Source organism: Sphingomonas sp. PL-96 (assembly GCF_020707215.1).
Classification (GTDB): domain Bacteria; phylum Pseudomonadota; class Alphaproteobacteria; order Sphingomonadales; family Sphingomonadaceae; genus Sphingomonas.
In genome coordinates this window covers 1,138,817-1,157,102 of sequence record NZ_JAJFET010000001.1, presented here as the reverse complement: position 1 = coordinate 1,157,102, position 18,286 = coordinate 1,138,817, and the positions used below count along the sequence as shown (strand labels likewise).

The 18,286-nt window shown below is 67.2% G+C and carries 16 protein-coding genes; 13 read left to right on the top strand and 3 right to left on the bottom strand.

What is annotated here, in order from left to right; translation table 11 throughout:
- The first annotated feature begins 92 nt into the window (after positions 1-92).
- The 10 genes from pyrH (at position 93) to rpmE (ending at position 9,507) form a co-directional block, all read left to right on the top strand.
- Positions 93-821, top strand: a complete 729-nt coding sequence (gene pyrH, locus LK533_RS05300) for a UMP kinase (protein ID WP_229361703.1) — start codon at positions 93-95, stop codon at positions 819-821.
- A 20-nt stretch (positions 822-841) separates the two neighbouring features.
- A complete protein-coding gene (gene frr / locus LK533_RS05295) occupies positions 842-1,399 on the top strand; it encodes a ribosome recycling factor (protein ID WP_229361702.1) in 558 nt (185 codons plus the stop codon).
- A gap of 47 nt (positions 1,400-1,446) precedes the next feature.
- The gene (locus tag LK533_RS05290; RefSeq protein ID WP_229361701.1) at positions 1,447-2,139 is read left to right on the top strand and encodes an isoprenyl transferase; all 693 of its coding nucleotides are present in this window, start codon (positions 1,447-1,449) and stop codon (positions 2,137-2,139) included.
- Positions 2,136-2,927 carry a phosphatidate cytidylyltransferase gene (locus tag LK533_RS05285; protein WP_324255259.1) on the top strand — a complete coding sequence of 264 codons (792 nt, stop codon included), beginning with the start codon at positions 2,136-2,138 and terminating at the stop codon, positions 2,925-2,927. The genes LK533_RS05290 and LK533_RS05285 overlap by 4 nt, the downstream gene beginning before the upstream one ends.
- Positions 2,924-4,081 (top strand): 1-deoxy-D-xylulose-5-phosphate reductoisomerase, encoded by a 1,158-nt coding sequence (locus LK533_RS05280; protein ID WP_229361700.1) that lies wholly within the window; start codon positions 2,924-2,926, stop codon positions 4,079-4,081. The genes LK533_RS05285 and LK533_RS05280 overlap by 4 nt, the downstream gene beginning before the upstream one ends.
- The gene (locus tag LK533_RS05275; protein ID WP_229361699.1) at positions 4,078-5,211 is read left to right on the top strand and encodes a M50 family metallopeptidase; all 1,134 of its coding nucleotides are present in this window, start codon (positions 4,078-4,080) and stop codon (positions 5,209-5,211) included. Before LK533_RS05280 ends, LK533_RS05275 begins: the two co-directional genes overlap by 4 nt.
- Positions 5,212-5,323: 112 nt before the next feature.
- Positions 5,324-8,035 carry an outer membrane protein assembly factor BamA gene (gene bamA, locus LK533_RS05270; RefSeq protein ID WP_229361759.1) on the top strand — a complete coding sequence of 904 codons (2,712 nt, stop codon included), beginning with the start codon at positions 5,324-5,326 and terminating at the stop codon, positions 8,033-8,035.
- Positions 8,035-8,685, top strand: coding sequence for an OmpH family outer membrane protein (locus LK533_RS05265; protein WP_229361698.1), 651 nt, complete (start codon positions 8,035-8,037; stop codon positions 8,683-8,685). The genes bamA and LK533_RS05265 overlap by 1 nt, the downstream gene beginning before the upstream one ends.
- A 20-nt stretch (positions 8,686-8,705) precedes the next feature.
- Positions 8,706-9,158 carry a 3-hydroxyacyl-ACP dehydratase FabZ gene (fabZ, locus tag LK533_RS05260; RefSeq protein ID WP_229361697.1) on the top strand — a complete coding sequence of 151 codons (453 nt, stop codon included), beginning with the start codon at positions 8,706-8,708 and terminating at the stop codon, positions 9,156-9,158.
- Positions 9,159-9,276: 118 nt separating this feature from the next.
- The gene (gene rpmE / locus LK533_RS05255; protein WP_229361696.1) at positions 9,277-9,507 is read left to right on the top strand and encodes a 50S ribosomal protein L31; all 231 of its coding nucleotides are present in this window, start codon (positions 9,277-9,279) and stop codon (positions 9,505-9,507) included.
- Positions 9,508-9,619: 112 nt separating this feature from the next.
- Here the strand turns inward: rpmE and LK533_RS05250 are convergent, their stop codons facing one another.
- On the bottom strand, positions 9,620-11,119 hold the full coding sequence (locus LK533_RS05250; protein ID WP_229361695.1) for an alginate export family protein: 1,500 nt from the start codon (positions 11,117-11,119) through the stop codon (positions 9,620-9,622).
- Positions 11,120-11,175: 56 nt separating this feature from the next.
- Positions 11,176-12,513, bottom strand: a complete 1,338-nt coding sequence (locus LK533_RS05245) for a dicarboxylate/amino acid:cation symporter (RefSeq protein WP_229361694.1) — start codon at positions 12,511-12,513, stop codon at positions 11,176-11,178.
- Between the two features lie 245 nt (positions 12,514-12,758).
- Between LK533_RS05245 and LK533_RS05240 the strand changes: the two genes are divergently transcribed.
- Genes LK533_RS05240 through LK533_RS05230 form a run of 3 tightly spaced genes read left to right on the top strand, consistent with a single transcriptional unit; the run spans position 12,759 to position 16,792 of the window.
- Positions 12,759-14,507 carry an ATP-binding protein gene (locus LK533_RS05240; RefSeq protein WP_229361693.1) on the top strand — a complete coding sequence of 583 codons (1,749 nt, stop codon included), beginning with the start codon at positions 12,759-12,761 and terminating at the stop codon, positions 14,505-14,507.
- Positions 14,504-15,811, top strand: a complete 1,308-nt coding sequence (locus LK533_RS05235; RefSeq protein ID WP_229361692.1) for a sigma-54-dependent transcriptional regulator — start codon at positions 14,504-14,506, stop codon at positions 15,809-15,811. The genes LK533_RS05240 and LK533_RS05235 overlap by 4 nt, the downstream gene beginning before the upstream one ends.
- 54 nt (positions 15,812-15,865) lie before the next feature.
- Positions 15,866-16,792: a DUF808 domain-containing protein gene (locus LK533_RS05230; protein WP_229361691.1), complete on the top strand. Its 927-nt coding sequence runs from the start codon at positions 15,866-15,868 to the stop codon at positions 16,790-16,792.
- Positions 16,793-16,800: 8 nt separating this feature from the next.
- On the opposite strand, the gene LK533_RS05225 is transcribed toward LK533_RS05230, so the two are convergent.
- Entirely contained in the window at positions 16,801-18,282 is a 1,482-nt protein-coding gene (locus LK533_RS05225) for an efflux transporter outer membrane subunit (RefSeq protein WP_229361690.1), read from the bottom strand.
- Positions 18,283-18,286: the final 4 nt, after the last annotated feature.

Sequence of the window (18,286 nt, the reverse complement as noted above, 5' to 3'; positions counted from 1 at the left end):
ATTCACCGGATCTGCACGGGATCGGCGCTTGGCATCCAAGCCGCCCGGCCCTAAGGTTCGCGCCGTTTCCCGAACCCTATGTACAAGGTGTCATGACCCTGCCTCGCTTTGATCGCATCCTTTTGAAACTCTCGGGCGAGGTCCTGATGGGGCCGGGTCAGTTCGGTATCGATCCCGCCACCTGCGACCGCGTCGCACGTGAGGTGAAGGCCGCGCGCGATGAGGGGCACGAGCTGTGCCTGGTCGTCGGCGGCGGCAACATTTTCCGTGGCCTGGCGGGCGCGGCGCAGGGCTTCGATCGCGCCAGCGCCGACTACATGGGCATGCTGGCGACCGTGATGAACGCGCTCGCCATGCAGAACGCGCTGGAGCGGATCGGCGTCGAGACGCGCGTCCAGTCGGCGATCCCGATGGCGTCGGTATGCGAGCCCTATATCCGCCGCCGCGCCGTGCGGCACATGGAGAAGGGTCGCGTCGTGATCTTCGCCGCCGGCACCGGCAGCCCGTACTTCACCACCGACACGACTGCCGCGCTGCGTGCCGCCGAAATGGGCTGCAGCGCGCTGTTCAAGGGCACCAGCGTCGACGGCGTCTATGATGCCGATCCCAAGAAGGTACCCACCGCCAAGCGCTATGACACGCTGAGCTTCGGTCGCGTGCTCGCCGACGACCTGAAGGTCATGGACGCAAGCGCCGTGGCGCTTTGCCGCGACAACGACATCCCCATCGTGGTGTTCAACATCCGCGACGAGGGCAATCTGGCAGCCGTGCTGCGCGGTCAGGGTACCGCCACCGTCGTCCAGAACCAGACCAACGCTTAAAAAGAACAGGAGCCTGATTCATGGCTGCATATAGCAAGGCCGACCTCGAACGCCGCATGGCCGGCGCAGTCGAGGCGCTGAAGGGCGATCTGGGCGGTCTTCGCACCGGCCGCGCGTCCGCCGCGCTGCTCGATCCGGTTACGGTCGAGGTCTATGGTGCGCACATGCCGCTCAACCAGGTGGCAACCGTCTCCGCGCCCGAGCCGCGCATGCTGTCGGTGCAGGTCTGGGACAAGTCCAACGTCGGTCCGGCCGACAAGGCGATCCGCTCGGCGGGCCTCGGTCTCAACCCGATCGTTGACGGCCAGACGCTGCGCCTGCCGATCCCGGACCTGACCGAGGAGCGCCGCAAGGAACTCGCCAAGCTCGCTGGCCAATATGCGGAAAAGGCGCGCGTCGCCGTCCGCAACGTCCGCCGCGACGGCATGGACAGCCTCAAGACCGACGAGAAGAAGGGCGTCATCTCCGAGGACGAGCGCAAGCGCCTGGAGACGGAGGTGCAGAAGCTCACCGACGCCACCATCGCCGACGTCGATTCCGCTGCGACTGCCAAGGAAAAGGAAATCCTGGGCAAGTGACGTCGCTTGCAGCCCCGGTTACGGCATCGGGGGGGGCGGGTGCTGCGATGCCCCGTCACGTCGCGATCATCATGGACGGGAACGGCCGCTGGGCGAAGGCCCGGCGGCTGCCGCGCATTGCTGGCCATCGCCAGGGCGTGGAGGCCGTACGCCGTACCGCCCGCGCCGCGCGCGAGCTCGGGATCGAGGCGCTCACCCTCTACGCCTTTTCGTCCGAGAATTGGCGCCGGCCCGAGGAAGAGGTCAGCGACCTCATGGGCCTGCTGCGCCATTTCCTGCGCAGCGAGATCGACGAGCTCGCGCGCGAGAACGTCCGCCTGCACGTCATCGGCGACTGGCGGCGACTGTCGCCCGATCTCGTCCGGCTGATCGAGGACGCGATGGCGCGCACCGCGCGCAACACCGGCTGCCAGCTGGCGATCGCACTCAACTATGGCGCGCAGGCCGAGATCGTCGCTGCCGCCCGCCAGCTCGCGACGCGCGTGCGCGACGGCCAGATGCCGGTGGAGGCGATCGACGAGGCGGCCATCGAGGACGCGCTCACCACGCGCGACCTGCCGCCGCTCGACCTGATGATCCGTACCTCGGGTGAGGTGCGGCTGTCGAACTTCCTGCTCTGGCAGGCGGCCTATGCCGAGCTGCTGTTCGTCGACACGCTCTGGCCCGACTTCGGGGCAGACGCGCTGGCGGACGCGGTCGCGCATTTCGGCCAGCGGCAGCGCCGCTTCGGTGGCCTGTGACCGACCAGCCGGTGCCGCCGCGGCGCTCTGACCTCAGCGTCCGCGCGGTTGCCGGCGTCGCCATGATCGCCATCGCGGCGGTCGCGCTCTATGTCGGCGGGTTCCTGTTCTGGCTGCTGGTTGCGGTCGCCGCGCTGTTCATGATGGCGGAGTGGGCCGACCTCCACCACGTCGTTCCCAAGGACAAGCGGCTTGCGCAGCTGGCGCTCTTCGTGCCGGTCACGATCATGGCGCCGGTCGCCGCGGGTCCCGGGTTTCTCGCGCTCGGCCTGGTTGCCGGCGCCGCTTTCTTCATCGTGATCGTCACGCGTCGGCAGGGGCTTGCGCATGGCATCGTCTATGTAGGGCTGCCCGTGCTTGCGCTGCTGCTGTTGCGCCACGAGCCGCAGGGCCGACTGCTGAGCTTCTGGGCCATGGCGCTGGTGTGGGCGTGCGACATCGGCGCCTACTTCGCCGGCCGCTCGATCGGCGGCCCCAAGCTTGCGCCCACCATCAGCCCCAACAAGACCTGGGCCGGGCTGATCGGCGGCGTGATCGCGGCCACCTTGTTCGGCGCGATCCTCCAGGAGTTCGGCCTGCCGCTCCATCTGGTGCTCGCAACGCCGCTGCTCGCGGTGCTGGCGCAGATGGGGGACCTCTACGAAAGCCAGCTCAAGCGCCGCGCCGGCGTCAAGGATTCCGGCAATGTCCTCCCTGGCCATGGCGGCGTGCTCGACCGGCTCGACGGTCTCGTACCCGTTGCCCCGGCCGCTGCGCTGATGGTCGTGCTCGCAAAGTTCCTGCCATGAAACGCGTCTCCATCCTCGGTGCGACGGGGTCGATCGGCACCTCGACGCTCGATCTCATCGTCCGCGCACCCGAGCAGTTCGAGGTGCTGGCCCTCACCGCCAACCGCGACGTCAAGAAGCTGGCCGAGGCGGCGATCCGCACGCGCGCGCGTCGGGCCGTGGTCGCCGATCCCGAGTGCCTGGACGCGCTGCGGGACGCGCTTGCCGGTTCCGACACCGAAGTCGCCGCTGGTTCCGAGGCCGTCGCGGAAGCAGCGGCAATGGGCGCCGACTGGACCATGGCCGCGATCGTCGGCACGGCCGGCCTCCGCCCCGTCATGGCCGCGCTTCAGGCCGGCGCCACCGTCGCCCTTGCCAACAAGGAAGCGCTGGTCACCGCCGGCGAAGTGGCGACCGCCGCCGCCCGCGCGCATGGTGCCACGTTGCTGCCGGTCGACTCCGAGCACAACGCCGTCTTCCAATGCTTCGACTTCGCCGATCCCGAGCGCGTGCGCCGCATCGTGCTGACCGCCAGCGGCGGCCCGTTCCGCGAGTGGAGCCTGGAGGCGATGCGCGGCATTACCCCGGCCCAGGCGGTCGCCCATCCCAACTGGTCGATGGGCGCCAAGATCTCGGTCGATTCTGCCACCATGATGAACAAGGGGCTGGAGCTGATCGAGGCGTTCCACCTCTTCCCTGTGTCGGCGGACCAGCTCGACGTCATCGTCCACCGCCAGTCGGTGGTGCATTCGATGGTCGAATATGTCGACGGCTCGGTGCTGGCGCAGATGGGCACGCCGGACATGCGCACGCCGATCGCGCACACGCTCGCCTGGCCGGACCGAATGGAAACGCCGTGCGCGCCGCTCGATCTTGCCAGCGTCGGCCGACTCGACTTCGAGGCTGCCGATCCGGTGCGATTCCCGGCGCTCGCACTCGCGCGCACGGCACTTCAGGCCGGCGGTGCACGGCCGGCGATCCTCAACGCCGCCAACGAAGTCGCGGTCGCTGCTTTCCTGGCCGGGAGCATCGGGTTCCTCGAAATTGCCGCAATCGTGGCCGATACGCTGGAGCGCTATGATCCGGAGGCACCGGCCAGCCTCGACGCGGTGTTCGCGGTCGATGCAGAGGCCCGGCGGCTTGCGGGAGAGCGTGTGAAGGACTGCGTCGCTTGATCGAAAGCCCCGGCTTCCTGCTGAGTGTCCTCGCCTTTCTGCTGGCGCTCGGACCCCTCGTCTTCATCCACGAACTCGGCCATTATCTCGCTGGTCGCCGCTTCGGCGTGAAGGTGGAGGCATTCTCGGTCGGGTTCGGGCGCGAGATCGGCGGCTTCACGGATCGTCGTGGGACTCGGTGGAAGTTCGGGTGGTTGCCGCTGGGTGGCTATGTCCGCTTCGCCGGCGACATGAACCCGGCGAGCCAGCCTTCCGCCGACTGGCTGTCGCTTCCCGCCGCCGAACGCCGTGCCACCTTCCAGGCCAAACCCTTGTGGCAGCGCGCGATCATCGTCGCGGCCGGCCCGCTTATCAACTTTGCGGTCGCGATCGTGATCCTGGCGGGTTTCGCGCTCGCCTATGGTGAGAGCCGCACGCCCGCCACCGTCGGCCTGGTTGCGCCGAACAGCGCGGCTGCTGCCGCTGGCCTCCAACCCGGCGACAAGATCCTCTCGATCGGCGGGCGCGGCGTCGAAACGTTCGACGACATCGCCCGCTTCACGCGCATCCGCCCCGGCGAGGTGAGCACGCTGCAGCTGGAACGCGGCGGACAGGTGCAGACCCTTCCTGTGACGCTTGGCACCACGACGGAGCAGGACCGCTTCGGCAATGTCTTCAAGCTGGGCCAGCTTGGCATTGGTCCTGCCGAACGCGTCGTGGAGCCGGTCGGCGTGCTGGAGGCACCGGCTGTGGCCGTCCGCCAGACCGCCGAGATGCTGGGGATGATGGTCGATACCCTTGGTCAGATCATCACCGGCCGCCGGCCTGTGTCGGAGCTCGGCGGCCCGATCAGCATCGCGCGCGCCTCGGGTGAGCAACTGGTGCTCGGGCCCCAGGCATTCGTGTTCCTGGTGGCGCTCATCTCGATTAACTTGGGGTTCATCAACCTCTTGCCAGTCCCGATGCTCGATGGCGGCCACCTGTTGTTCTATGCGATCGAAGCCGTACGTCGCCGTCCCACCGACCCGCGGGTGGTGGAATGGGCGTTCCGGGGCGGTGTGATGGCAATTTTGGCGTTGATGCTTCTGGTGACCGCGAATGATCTCGGGTCGCTAGGGCTTTGGCGCGGCTTGTCCGGCTTGATCGGGTGAGCGGCTTAGGGCAGGGCGGGCCGGAACCGCATGCTGTGTGTGTTGTACGGCTTACCGACTGGGGTGGGATGTGAAGAAGGTTTCCAACTACGGCGTGCGCGCGACCGTGCTGATGGCAGGCACGATGCTGTCGGGTGTTGCAATGGCGCAGACAACGCCGGCTGCCCCCGCTGCCCAGGCGCAGCAGGCCGCGCCTAGCGCCACTCCTCCGGTGGTCGTTTCGGCGCCGGTTCGCAACATCCGCACGCTGACGGTGCGCGGATCGCAGCGGATCGAGCCGGACACGGTGCTATCCTACACCAAGCTGCGCGTGGGCCAGCCCTATACGACCGAAAGCCTGGACCAGGCGATCGTCGACCTGCTGGCGTCGGACCTGCTGGCCGATGCACAGATCGAGGGCGTGGAGACCGGCGACATCGTCGTCGTGGTGCGCGAGAACCCGATCATCAACCGCGTGGTGCTGGAAGGCAACAAGCGGCTGAAGGACGACAAGATCACCAAGGAGATCAAGCTCGCCCCGCGGCAGATCTTCACCCGTACCGCCGTTCGCGCCGACGTCGCGCGCATCGTCGAGCTGTACCGCCGCCAGGGCCGCTTCGCTGCCTCGGTCGAGCCGCAGATGGTCATGCTCGACCAGAACCGCGTCGACGTGGTGTTCGAGATCAACGAGGGACCCAAGAGCAAGGTCCGTCAGATCAACATCATCGGCAACAATGTCTATTCCGACTCCGATCTCCGCAAGGAGATGTATACCAAGCAGTCGCGCCTCTTCCGCGTCTTCAGCTCGGCGACCAGCTACGATCAGGACCGCCTCGCGGCCGACCAGCAGAAGCTGCGCGGCTTCTATCTGACCGAGGGCTACGCCGACTTCCGCGTGATTTCCGCCGTCGCGGAGCTTACCCCGGACAAGCGCGACTTCATCATCACTTATGTGATCGAGGAAGGTCCGCGCTATAAGTTCGGCGATGTGACCGTCGAAAGCGCGATCCGCGACTTTGACGGCGAGAAGCTCGCCAAGACGCTGCCGATGAAGAAGGGGGACCAGTATAACGCCAAGCTGATCGAGGACTCGATCACCAGCCTGAGCGAATATGCCGGCCTCTACGGCTACGCGTTCACCGACGTGCGGCCGGATATCCAGCGCGATCGCGAAGCGCTGACGATGGGGGTCAACTTCAACCTCGCCGAAGCGAACCGCACCTATATCGAGCGGGTCGAGATCACCGGCAACACCCAGACGCAGGACAAGGTGGTTCGGCGTGAGATGCGCGTGGCCGAGGGCGACGCCTTCAACGCCTTCCTGGTCAAGCGTTCGCAGGACCGCATCAACTCGCTCGGCTATTTCGCCGACAAGTTCGAGATCAAGCAGCAGCAGGGCTCGACGCCGGACCGCGTCGTGCTCGCCGCCAATGTCGAGGAAAAGTCGACTGGCGAGCTGTCGCTGTCGGCCGGCTTCTCGAGCCTGGAGAAGTTCATCCTCCAGGCCTCGATCCGCCAGAACAACTTCCGCGGCAAGGGCCAGACCCTCTCGGCCAGCGCCAGCTATTCCAGCTATTCCAAGTCGGTAGAGCTTGGCTTCACCGAGCCCTATCTGTTCGACAAGAACATCGCGCTGGGCGGCACCCTGTTCCGTCGCGACTACAACTCGTTCAACTATTACAACAGCGACCGCAACGAGCTGTATTCGCAGGTTTCGACCGGCGGCCGCCTGGTCGTGGGCGTTCCGCTCACCGAATATTGGCAGCTTTCCGGCCGCTACACGCTGCAGCAGGACGATGTTTCGCTCGACGAGAGCACCTACTACACCAACGGCGTCTGCGACCCGCTCAAGGCCGGCCGCTATCTGTGCGAAGCCATCGGCAACCGCCTGACCTCGTCGATCGGCGCCTCGCTGATCTACGACAGCCTCAACAGCCGCATCCGCCCGAGCCGCGGTTCGCGACTGGTCCTGGGCGCGGACTTTGCGGGCCTGGGCGGCGACGTCCGCTATATTCGCGGCACGTTCGATGGCGACAAATACTGGAACCTGGGCGGCTGGGTGCTTTCTGCCGGGCTTGAGGGTGGCTACATCCACTCGCTCCAGAAGAGCCCTGGCGAGGGTGTCGATCCGGTACGCATCACGGACCGCTTCTACCTTGGCGAACCGCAGTTCCGCGGTTTCGACATCCGCGGTATCGGTCCGCGCATCCGCCGCACCTACCTGACCGGCGATGCGGCTTCGGGCACCCAGACCCTCACCACCGACAACCGCTATGACGATCCGCTCGGCGGCAAGGCCTATTACCTGGGCAAGCTGGAGCTTGAGCCGCCGCTCGGTTCCGGCATTTCCGAGCTTGGTCTGCGGCCCTCGATCTTCATGCAGTTCGGTTCGCTGTTCAGCCTGAAGAAGCCGCTGCCGACCGCGACGTTCGAGCAGGCGACGGATGCCAGCGGCAACCTGCTGTACAATTCGGACGGCTCGCCCTCGCTGCTGCCGCTGTCGACGCCGGTGACGACGACGGATGGGGCTGCGCTGTATCTCAACAGCTATACCAACTCCTCAGGGACCACCTCGACGCGTTACACCACCTGCGCGACCGGCTATTCGGCAACCTATGGCGGGACCTGCTCGGGTGGCGAGACGAACTCGGCGGCGGTGACCACCACCTCGCCGTTTGTTGAGGAATATCTCAGCGACACCTGGAAGCCGCGCATCTCCGTCGGCATCGGCGTCAACTGGAACTCGCCGTTCGGCCCGCTCCGGATCGACGTGGCGAAGGCGTTGCTGACGCAAAAGGGCGACGACACCAAGCTCATTACCTTCAACGTAGGGACTCAATTCTGATGCGTAGCTTTACCAAGGCGGCGCTCGCCGCACTCGTCACCGTTTCCTCCGTGTCGGCGGCAGCGCCGGCATTCGCGCAGGTCGCTGGCCTGGGCGTCGTGGATCTGCAGGAAGCGGTCCGCCGCTCCAACGCATTCACGACCGCGATGACCCAGATCCAGACCACCTACAAGGCGCAGATCGACCAGGCGAACACCCGCCGCAACGCGATCCAGACCGAGCTGAAGCCGCAGGTCGACGCGTTCGAGGCGGCCCGTCGCGCTCCCAACGCCAACCAGCAGGCGCTCCAGACCCAGTATCAGGGCATCCAGCAGCGCGAGCAGGCCGCCCAGCAGGAACTCGGCCGCATCCTCGCGCCGGTTCAGCTGGCCCAGGCCTATGTCAACGAGCAGATCGTGCGCCAGCTCGAGCCCGCGCTCGATCGTGTCATGACTGCACGCCGCCTGTCGGTGATCCTGCCCCCGGACGCGACCGTGAAGTCGCTGCCGGCTGCTCAGGTCACCAATGATCTGATCGCCGAACTCAACCGTTCGGTGCCGAGCGTGCAGACCACCCCGCCGGCCGGTTGGCAGCCGGGTGGTCAGCAGCAGGGTGCGGCAGCTCCCGCAGCCGCGCCTGCTGCACCGGCAGCAAAGCCGCGGGGCCGCTGAGAATGGCGGCAGACGGTGCCATGACCCAGACGTACGATATCAAGCGGATCATGGCGGCGCTGCCGCACCGCTATCCGATGCTGCTGGTCGACCGGGTAGAAGAACTCGTGGTCGACCAGCGCATCACAGCGATCAAGGCGGTTTCGATCAACGAGGAGTTCTTCCAGGGGCATTTCCCTGGCCGGCCGATCATGCCGGGCGTTCTCCAGGTCGAGGCGCTCGCACAGGCCGCCGGCGTGCTGGCGGTCGAGAGCCTGGGCCTCGCCGGCTCGGGCAAGCTCGTCTACTTCATGTCGATCGATGGCGTGAAGTTCCGCAAGCCCGTGGAGCCAGGCGTGCTGCTCAAGCTCCAGGTCGAGTTCGTCCAGAAGCGGTCGCGCGTCTGCAAGTTCGCAGGCAAGGCACTGCTCGATGGCGAAGTCGCGACGGAATGCGAGTTCACCGCCATGATCGCGGATCCGCCCTCCGCCTGAGCACACCCAGTTTCCGGTGCCTCAGGGCGGCCCACTGCTTGCGGTGGGCCGCCCTAGCGTGTAGGGGCACCGCTTCGTTCCGGCTGGTCGGAAACCAGCCATTCACAGGAGCTTGACGATGAAGAATGATATCCATCCCGACTATCACACCATCAAGGTGCAGATGACCGACGGGACCGTGTTTGAGACCCGCTCCACCTGGGGCAAGGAAGGCGACACGATGCAGCTGGACATCGATCCGCTGGCGCATCCGGCATGGACCGGTGGCAACCAGCGCCTGCTGGATGCGGGTGGCCAGGTCGCACGCTTCAACAAGCGTTTCGGTGGCCTCACCCTCGGCAAGAAGTAAGTCGAGGCGGGTTCACCCGCTTCGTCCTTCTCCACGAACTACGACGCCCGCCAGCTGCGAAGCTGGCGGGCGTTCGTGTGTCGGGAGGGGAGGCTTCCCCGATCCGTGCGGCTCAGAAGCGGAAGCTGATCCAGCCTGCCAGAAAGTCGGAGTCGGTATAGCCGGCGCGCGTCAGCACCGGACCGGCCGACAGATGCTCGTAGCGGCCTGTCAGCGAGACACGCGGGCTCACCGTGTAGATCGCCTGCAACCGGGCAACGTCGCCGATCTTGTGCCCGCCGACGACTTCCGTTCCAGAGAAGGCGGTTCCGTTCGCGCGGTACACCGCGTCGGACGCGCTGTCGCGCCAGCTCAGCTGATACTCGGCCGTCAGCCGCAGCTTCTTGACGGGCGCAAAGGTGACGTTGGGCGCAAGCGCGACCAGGTTGGTCGGCGTCAGCGCCAGCTGGTAGCTGTAATAGACGTTGTTGCCGAACGGAGCGAGCGAGTTGCTGAGCTTGCCCTCGTCATACGCGCCGCCGCCGCTTGCATAGTCGAAGTGGAAGCCGACGCGCGGCCCGTCCTTCCCGCCGATGCGGTAGGTCTGGGCGAGCAGCACCTGCCAGGCGTCGATGTCGCGGTTGCCGAAGCTGCCGCCCTGGTGGTTGACCGTCCAGTCGAGCGTCAGCGGGCCGGCATCGCCCCACAGATGCGCGCCCTGATAGTGGCGCACCTCCCGCGCGGTGACGCCGCCCCAGGATGCCGTGTCGTTGCGCAGGCGCCAGAAGAACGGGTCGAAATAGAGCTTGGCGCCGTCGACCACCGGCGGCAGCACCACGCCAAAGGTGGCGCCGGAGAAGCGGCGGCCATCGTCGACCCGATCGTCGTCAGTGCCCTCGGTCCCGAGGCTGGTGAGCTTATAGTCGAAGACGTCGGCGCGCACGCCCTTGCCGCGCACCCAGGCCCGCGTACCGTTCAGGACGAAGCGGATGGTGTTGTTGTCGCGCTGGGAGGTCAGCAGGTTGGGTCCGTCGGTGAACTCCTGCCGGCCATAGCGTACGCCAACGTCGGCTCCTGCGACCGTCGCATCGCCTTCGACAAAGGCCTGCTGGACGACAAGATCGTTGCGCATCGTACCAGCGATGGTGCCGAGATTGCGTCCGGCAAGGCCGCCATGCGCGATCTCACCGAAAGCCCGGAAGTGCGGTCCGACGTGCAGGTCCGCGCCGGCGACGATGCGGTTGATGTCCTGGCGCTGCGCACCGCTTTCGCGCAAATTTGGGTTGGTGGTCTCGTTGACGCGCAGGCGCAGTTCGCCCGACAGCGTCAGATAGACATCGCCGTCGCTGTCGAGCGGCAGGCACTTCAACCGGTCGATCGGATCGTCGCGCTTGGCCGGATCGCACATGCCGCGCCAGTCCTCGGCCCAACGGGAAAGATTATAGCCGGCGCTCGTGGCGCCGTCGCCCGCGGCGGCCGAGGGATAGCTGTTCGCGACCGGGGTCGCGGGGGCAGGAGCCTGAGTCTCCTCCTTGGGCGCGACGCTGGTTTGCGCCTGCGCAGCCGCGGGAAGGAGTGTCAGGACGGACGCAAGGGGGGCAGCGCACAGAGTGCGCCGCAGCAGGCTGGTCATGATCGGTTCCAACAACGGTAAAGGTGGTGGGTGCGCGGGGCGGAACCCGGCCCGGCTTACTGGGCGGGGATGGCCTCAGGCGCGACTTCGTCAACCCGCGGCATCTCACCCCGCAGCGCCGCGTTGAATCGCTCGCGGTCGAGCGCGCCTTCCCAGCGGGAGACCACGACCGTCGCCACGGCATTGCCGATGAAGTTGGTCAGGCTGCGGCACTCGCTCATGAAGCGGTCGACGCCCAGGATCAGCGCCATGCCGGCGACCGGCACCGACGGCACGATCGACAGCGTGGCGGCGAGGGTGATGAAGCCCGCGCCCGTGACGCCGGCTGCCCCCTTGGACGACAGCATCGCAACGCCCAGCAGCAGCAGCTGCTCGCCCAGCGAAAGGTGAACGCCCGTCGCCTGGGCAATGAAGAGTGCGGCCAGCGTCATGTAGATGTTGGTGCCGTCCAGGTTGAACGAATAACCGGTCGGGACGACCAGGCCGACCACCGACTTGGGGCAGCCGGCGCGCTCCATCTTCTCGATCAGCGCTGGAAGCGCGCTTTCGGATGAGGAGGTGCCGAGCACCAGCAGCAGCTCGGTCTTGAGATAGCCGACCAGGCGTAAGATCGAGAAGCCGCACAGCCGGGCGACAATGCCCAGGACGCCGAACACGAACAGCAGCGAAGTCAGGTAGAAGGTGCCCACCAGCATCGCGAGGTTGGCAAGCGTACCGACGCCATAGGCCCCGATCGTGAACGCCATCGCGCCAAATGCGCCGATCGGCGCCGCCTTCATGACGAGGGCCACAAGCTTGAAGAAGGCGGTCGAGAACTGGTTGAGCAGGTCGAGAATGCCTTCGCCGCGCTCGCCGATCATCGCCAGGCTGACGCCGAACAGGATGGCGACGAACAGCACCTGCAGGATGTTGCCTTCGGTCATCGCCGAAAAGACAGTGTCCGGGATTACGCCGACCAGGAACCCGGTGAGCGTCGTCTCATGCGCCTTTTCCGCGTAGCTCGCGACCTTGGACGCATCCAGCGTGGCCGGATCGATGTTGAGGCCGGCGCCTGGCTGGATGACATTGGCGACGATCAGCCCGACGATCAGCGCCAGGGTGGAAAAGAAGAGGAAATAGGCAAAGGCCTTGCCCGCGACGCGGCCGACCGACGCCAGGTCGCGCATGCCCGCGATGCCCGTGACGATCGTCAGGAAGATGACGGGCGCAATCACCATCTTCACCAGCTTGATGAAGGCGTCGCCCAGCGGCTTCAGCGCCGCACCGGTTTCCGGATAGAAGTGGCCGAGCAGGACGCCTGCGACGATCGCAACCAGCACCTGGACATAGAGGTGCCGATACCAGGGCGGGACTGCGAGCGGGGTCGACTCACCGGGGGCGGGGGCTGGCAGCATTGGGTGACCTTTCATCCTCGTTGCGACGGCCGCATCTGCAAGTGCGGTACGCGCACCCTTCATCTGACGCATGTCGAGCCATTCCCCAATGCTAAGTGCGGGAAGCTGGGAGAAGGTCCGTATCACAAACACTTACGGAATACGCCTGATGTAGGTAATTAGGTTGTACGTGCCGCTGGTGACACGATGGCTGCGCCGTTTGTGCCGTTTCTTGCCCATTCGGCAACGCTCCGGTAGAAGCGACCATGGCATCGCGGACCCGATCCTTAGCCTGGATTCTGCTGGCCCTGGCGCTACCGCTGCTCGCTGCGTGGATCGCCGGACAGATGGCCGAGCGCAATGCGTGGGGCAGGTTGCGGCATGAGGCGCACGCCGCGGCGCAGCTGCGCCAGGCTCTGTTGACGAGTGAGCTGCAGCGATTTCAGTTGTTGCCGCTTGCGCTGTCGGACGACGCGCTGCTGCCGGCAGCGATGCGGCGGGATCCGGCCGCACTGCGAGCGCTCAACCGCAAGCTCGAAGCGCTGGCCGTGGAGGCAGGTGCTGCAACCATCTATGTGCTCGGGCTGGACGGCGTCGCTTTGGCTGCCAGCAACTGGAGATCGCCCCAGAGCTTCGTCGGGCAAGACTATGGTTTCCGGAGCTATTACCAGGAAGCACGGGACCGCGGTGCGTATCGGCAGTTTGCACTTGGCACGGTCAGTCACAAGCCGGGCCTGTACCTTTCCCGGCGGGTCGCCGGCGGCGGGTTCGTCGTCGTCAAGGTCGAGTTCGACGCATTGGAACGCGGATGGGCACGAGCCGGCGGCATCGCCTTCGTGGCCGATGGCGAAGGGGTGATCCTGGTGACCAGCCAGTCGGCATGGCGGTTCCGCACCACGCACGTGATCGAACCGGCCGCCGCGCAGCGCATTCGCAGGGAGATGCGGCTCGGCCCGCACACATTGGCGCCCCTGCCGGTCCCTGTCGCAAACCGACGGGCCGGGTTGCCCTCCGTCTTCGTGAATGGCGAGCGGTACCTCGCCGTGCGCCTGCCACCGCAGGCAGGTGGCTGGCGCTTGTCGCTGCTGATGCCCACGCGCAGTGTGGTGGGGGAAACCCGCGGCGCGCAGGCCGCCGCGCTCTTTGCTGCCCTGGTGCTTGTGACGCTTGGCTGGATCCTTCGCGAGCGGGCGCGCCGCGGGACCGAAGCCGCTGGTGCGGCGAAAGCCCGGGCGGCGGAGCTTGCTGAACTGGTGGAGGCTCGGACCGCGGCGCTGCGCCGGGAGATCGAGGAGCGCGCAGAGACCGAAGCACAGGCCGAGGTTCTGCGGGAAGAGCTGCGCCAGGCCAACCGACTGGCTACTCTGGGTCAGGTCACCGCCAGCGTTGCGCATGAGACCGCCCAGCCGATCGCCGCGATCCGGAATTATGCGCGTGCCGGTCGCGCCTTCATCGCGCGCGGCCGCTTTACGGATGCGGACACGAACCTCACCGAGATCGAGCGGCTGACCGAGCGGGTCGGGGCGGTCACCGCCGAGCTTCGCGGCTTCGCCCGCAAGGCGAGCGGGCCGGTTGCGCCGATGCCGCTGGCGCGATCGATCGACGGCGCCATGCTGATCCTGCGCGAGCGATTGTCGGGAGTGACGTTCGTGCGTCCGACGGTGCCGCCGGACCTGACGGTGCTCGGCGATCCGGTACGAGTGGAGCAGGTGCTGATCAACCTGCTCCAGAACGCGTTGGATGCGACCGGAAGCGTGGTCGATCCCAGGATCACGCTCGACCTCGACACCGCGCACGACTGCGTCCGGATCGATGTGCGCGATAACGGCGCCGGGGTGGACCCGGCGATTGCGGAGCGCATCTTCACCCCCTTTGTGACGAGCCGCACCGCCGGACTTGGGCTCGGGCTCGTGATCGCGCAGGACATCATGATCGACATGGGCGGGAGTTTGCACCTGATGCCTTCTTCGGGCGGCGCCTGGTTCCAGGTCCGGTTGCGAAGGGCCGCGGCATGAACGCGGAAGCGATCCGCACGGTCGCGCTGGTCGAAGACGATGCTGACCTGCGCACTTCGATCACCCAGATCCTGGAACTGGCCGATTTCGTCGTGCGGCCGTTCGAGGCGGCGGAGCCGGCGCTGGCTGTGATCGGACCGGACTTTCCGGGTGTTGTGGTCAGCGACGTGCGCATGCCGCGCATATCGGGCATCGAGTTGTTCCGGCGGTTGCGATCGGCGGACTCGACGCTGCCGGTGATCCTGATGACCGGCCACGGCGACGTTGCCATGGCCGTCGACGCGCTCAAGCACGGGGCCTGGGACTTCCTGACCAAGCCGTTTGATCCGGATGCGCTGCTCGCGGCGGTGACGCGGGCTGCGGCTTCCCGCAGCCTGGCGCTCGAGAACCGTCGTCTGCGCGCGCTGGTCGCGGCACCGGAGGCCTCGCCGCTGATCGGAAGATCGCCTGCAATCGAACGATTGCGAGAGACGATCGCGGCGCTGGCAAACGCGCAGATCGACGTGTTCGTGGAAGGGGAGACGGGCACGGGCAAGGAACTCGTGGCGCGGCTCCTGCACTCCAGCGGCGCTCGCGCGCGCCATCGCTTCGTGCCCATCGCCTGCGCGGCGCTGCCGGACGCGTTGATCGGCAGCGAACTGGGGAGCAGCGACAGCCGTATCCTCACGGCGCACCGCGGTACCCTGTTTCTGGATGACGTCGATCGCGCGTCGCCGATGCTCCAGGCGCGCCTCACCCAGATCGTCGAGGAGCGGCAGGTGCGGCCGGTCGGCGGACGCGAGCCCATACCGCTGGACGTGCGTGTCGTCTCGACCGGCGGGGACGGGGTGGCCCCGGGTGCGATCGAGCCGGCGCTCTTCTATCGCCTTGCGGGCGTCCAGCTGCGCGTGCCGCCGCTGCGGGAGCGGCTTGAGGACGTACCGCTGCTGTTCGCGCACCTGCTGGACGCAGCAGCGGCGCGGCTTCGCATGCCGGTGCCGCCGCTCACGGCCGAAGTCCGCCGCCATCTCAGCGAGCATCGTTGGCCGGGGAACGTGCGGGAGCTGTCCCATTTCGCCGACCGCTGCCTGATCGGGCTCGATGCACGCGCCGCGCCTTTGTCCAGCACCCCAGACGCAGCCACGCTTCCCGAGCGCGTGGCGGAGTTCGAGAAGCGGGTGATGTGCGACGTGCTTACGGAGACACGCGGGGAGGTCGTCCGCGCAATCGAGCTGCTGGGGCTGCCCCGCAAGACCTTTTACTCCAAGGTCCAGCGCCACGGGATCGACCTCTCTAGCTTCCGCCGATCACAAGCGCGTACTTGAGCCAGCAACACTTCCCCGGCAAGGCACGAGTTTCCTCTTGCTACAGGTGAGCACATGCCCGGTGGACTGGTTGCCCTTCTTGACGACATCGCCGGCCTGACCAAGCTGGCAGCCGCTTCCCTGGACGACGTCGGGGCCGCCGCTGGGAAGGCGGGATCCAAGGCGCTGGGCGTAGTCGTCGATGACGCCGCCGTGACGCCGCGCTATGTGACGGGGCTGACGCCGCAGCGCGAACTGCCGATCATCGCCAAGATCGCGCTCGGCTCCGTGCGCAACAAGCTGCTGATCCTGCTTCCCGCTGCCTTGTTGCTGAGTGCCTTTGCGCCCTGGGCGATCACGCCATTGCTGATGGTGGGCGGCGCGTTCCTGTGCTTCGAGGGTGCTGAAAAGGTACTCGCCGCCGTGAAGGGCGAGCATCACGGGGCAACGCCCGTCGAGGAAACCCCGGTCGATGCTGCGGCGCTTGAAAAGGCAAAGGTGGGCGACGCAGTACGCACCGACCTGATCCTTTCCGCCGAGATCATGGCGATTGCGCTGGCCGATGTGGCGGACGCGCCGATCCTCAACCAGGCATTGGTGCTGATCCTGGTCGGCCTGGCGATCACCATCGGCGTCTACGGCGTGGTGGCCTTGATCGTGAAGCTCGACGACATCGGGCTGCACCTCGCGCAGCGCTCCTCAAGCTTCGTGCGCACGCTCGGCCGCGGCATGGTCAAGAGCATGCCGGTGATCATGCAGGTCCTGTCGGTGGTCGGCACCGCCGCGATGCTGTGGGTCGGCGGCGGCATCCTGCTGCACGGCGCCGAGGTGCTCGGGTTCGCGGCCCCTGCGCAATTCGTGCATCACCTGTCGGAGAGCGTCCACCACGCCATGCCGCTGGGCAGCGTCGTGGCGTGGCTGGTGACGGCGCTGCTGTCCGGCGTGCTGGGCGTGGCGGTCGGCGCGATCATCGCGACGATCCTCCACAAGGTCCGCCACTAAGCCTGCGCTCAGGACGCCGGGGTTGCGGCAGGTTCCGACCAGCCCAGCCCCAGCGCCTTTTGCAGCGCGACATAGTCGGTGGTGAGCCCCGCGGTCGCCACCGACAGCTGCTGCTCGGCCGCAACCCGCTGCCGCTCCACGTCCAGCGTGTCGATCAGCGTCGCGGTGCCTGCACGCAAGCGCTGCTGCATCAGTGCCGAAGCGCGATCCGCCGAAGCCTTGGCGCGGACCAGGCTGACCAGCGTCTGTCGGCGGGCACCGAAGCGGGCCAGCGCATCTTCCGCATCGCGCAGGGCGCCAAGCACGGCTTGCCGGTACTGCGCCTCGGCCTCGTCGCGCTCGCCCTGCGCCTGCTCGACGCGCGCGCGGCCGCGCCCGAAGTCGAGGAAGTTCCAGCGCAGCATCGGGGTTGCCAAGGCAACGAGATTGTCCGGATCGACAACATCGGCGACGGAAGTGCCGCCGAGCCCGAGAAGCCCCTGCAGGCTGAGGCTGGGGAAGCGCGCCGCCTCTGCCACACCGATGCGCGCCGACCGCGAGGCGAGCTGGCGCTCGGCCGCGCGGATGTCCGGGCGACGCTGAAGCAGCGAGGTGGGATCGCCGATCGCGACCTGCGCAGGCACGAGCGGGATGGCGGCAGGGGGCGTCAGTGTCGCGTCCAGGGCGCCCGGCGCGTCGCCGACGAGCACCGCCAGCGCGTTCAGGTAGCTTGCCACCTCGGCATCAAGCGGCACCAGCTCGGCGTCGGTGTTCTCCACCTGCAGCCGCAGCCGCTCGACATCGAGCGCAGACACGGTGCCACGCGAGAAGCGCTGCTCCATCAGCCGCAGCGTCCGGCGCTGGATCTCCGACGAGCGGCGGGAAAGCGCCACGCGCGCCTGGCGGTCGCGAAGCGCGACATAGGTCTGGGCGACTTCGGCCGTGAGCTGGACCTGCGCATCGGCGAGACTTGCCTCGGCGCTTTGCGCAGCGGCGCGAGCGGCCTCTACCGTGCGACGCTGGCGGCCGAAGAGGTCGACTTCCCAGCTGGCATCGAAGCCGAGGTTGAAGAAGTCCACGCCGGTGCTGCCGCCGCTCGACTCGCCGCTGCCCTCCTCCGACGAGCCGCCCTCGTCCGAGCCTCCGGTGAGCGAGCCAAGGTCGATGCCCGGCAGCTCTGCATGCAGATAGCTGGCGCTTGCGCTGCCGTTCGGGAGCCGGTTCGCCCGTTCCAGGCGCAGGGCGCTTCGAGCCTGGCGGAGACGCGCCTGGGCGATCGCGATCGACGGATTGGCCGCCAGGGCGCGCTGTTCCAGTGCATCGAGCTGAGGATCGCCCAGCGACGTCCACCAGCTGGCGACCGTGGGCGCAGTCACCGGCATGCCGGCGGGTGCGCGGACGAAGCCGCTGCCCGAAGCGGTGGCAGGGGCCACGGGCGGCCCGGCATAATCGGGGCCCATGGTACAAGCCGCGAGCGACAGCGGCAGGGCGAGGAGGGGCAGGGTGCGCATGGGC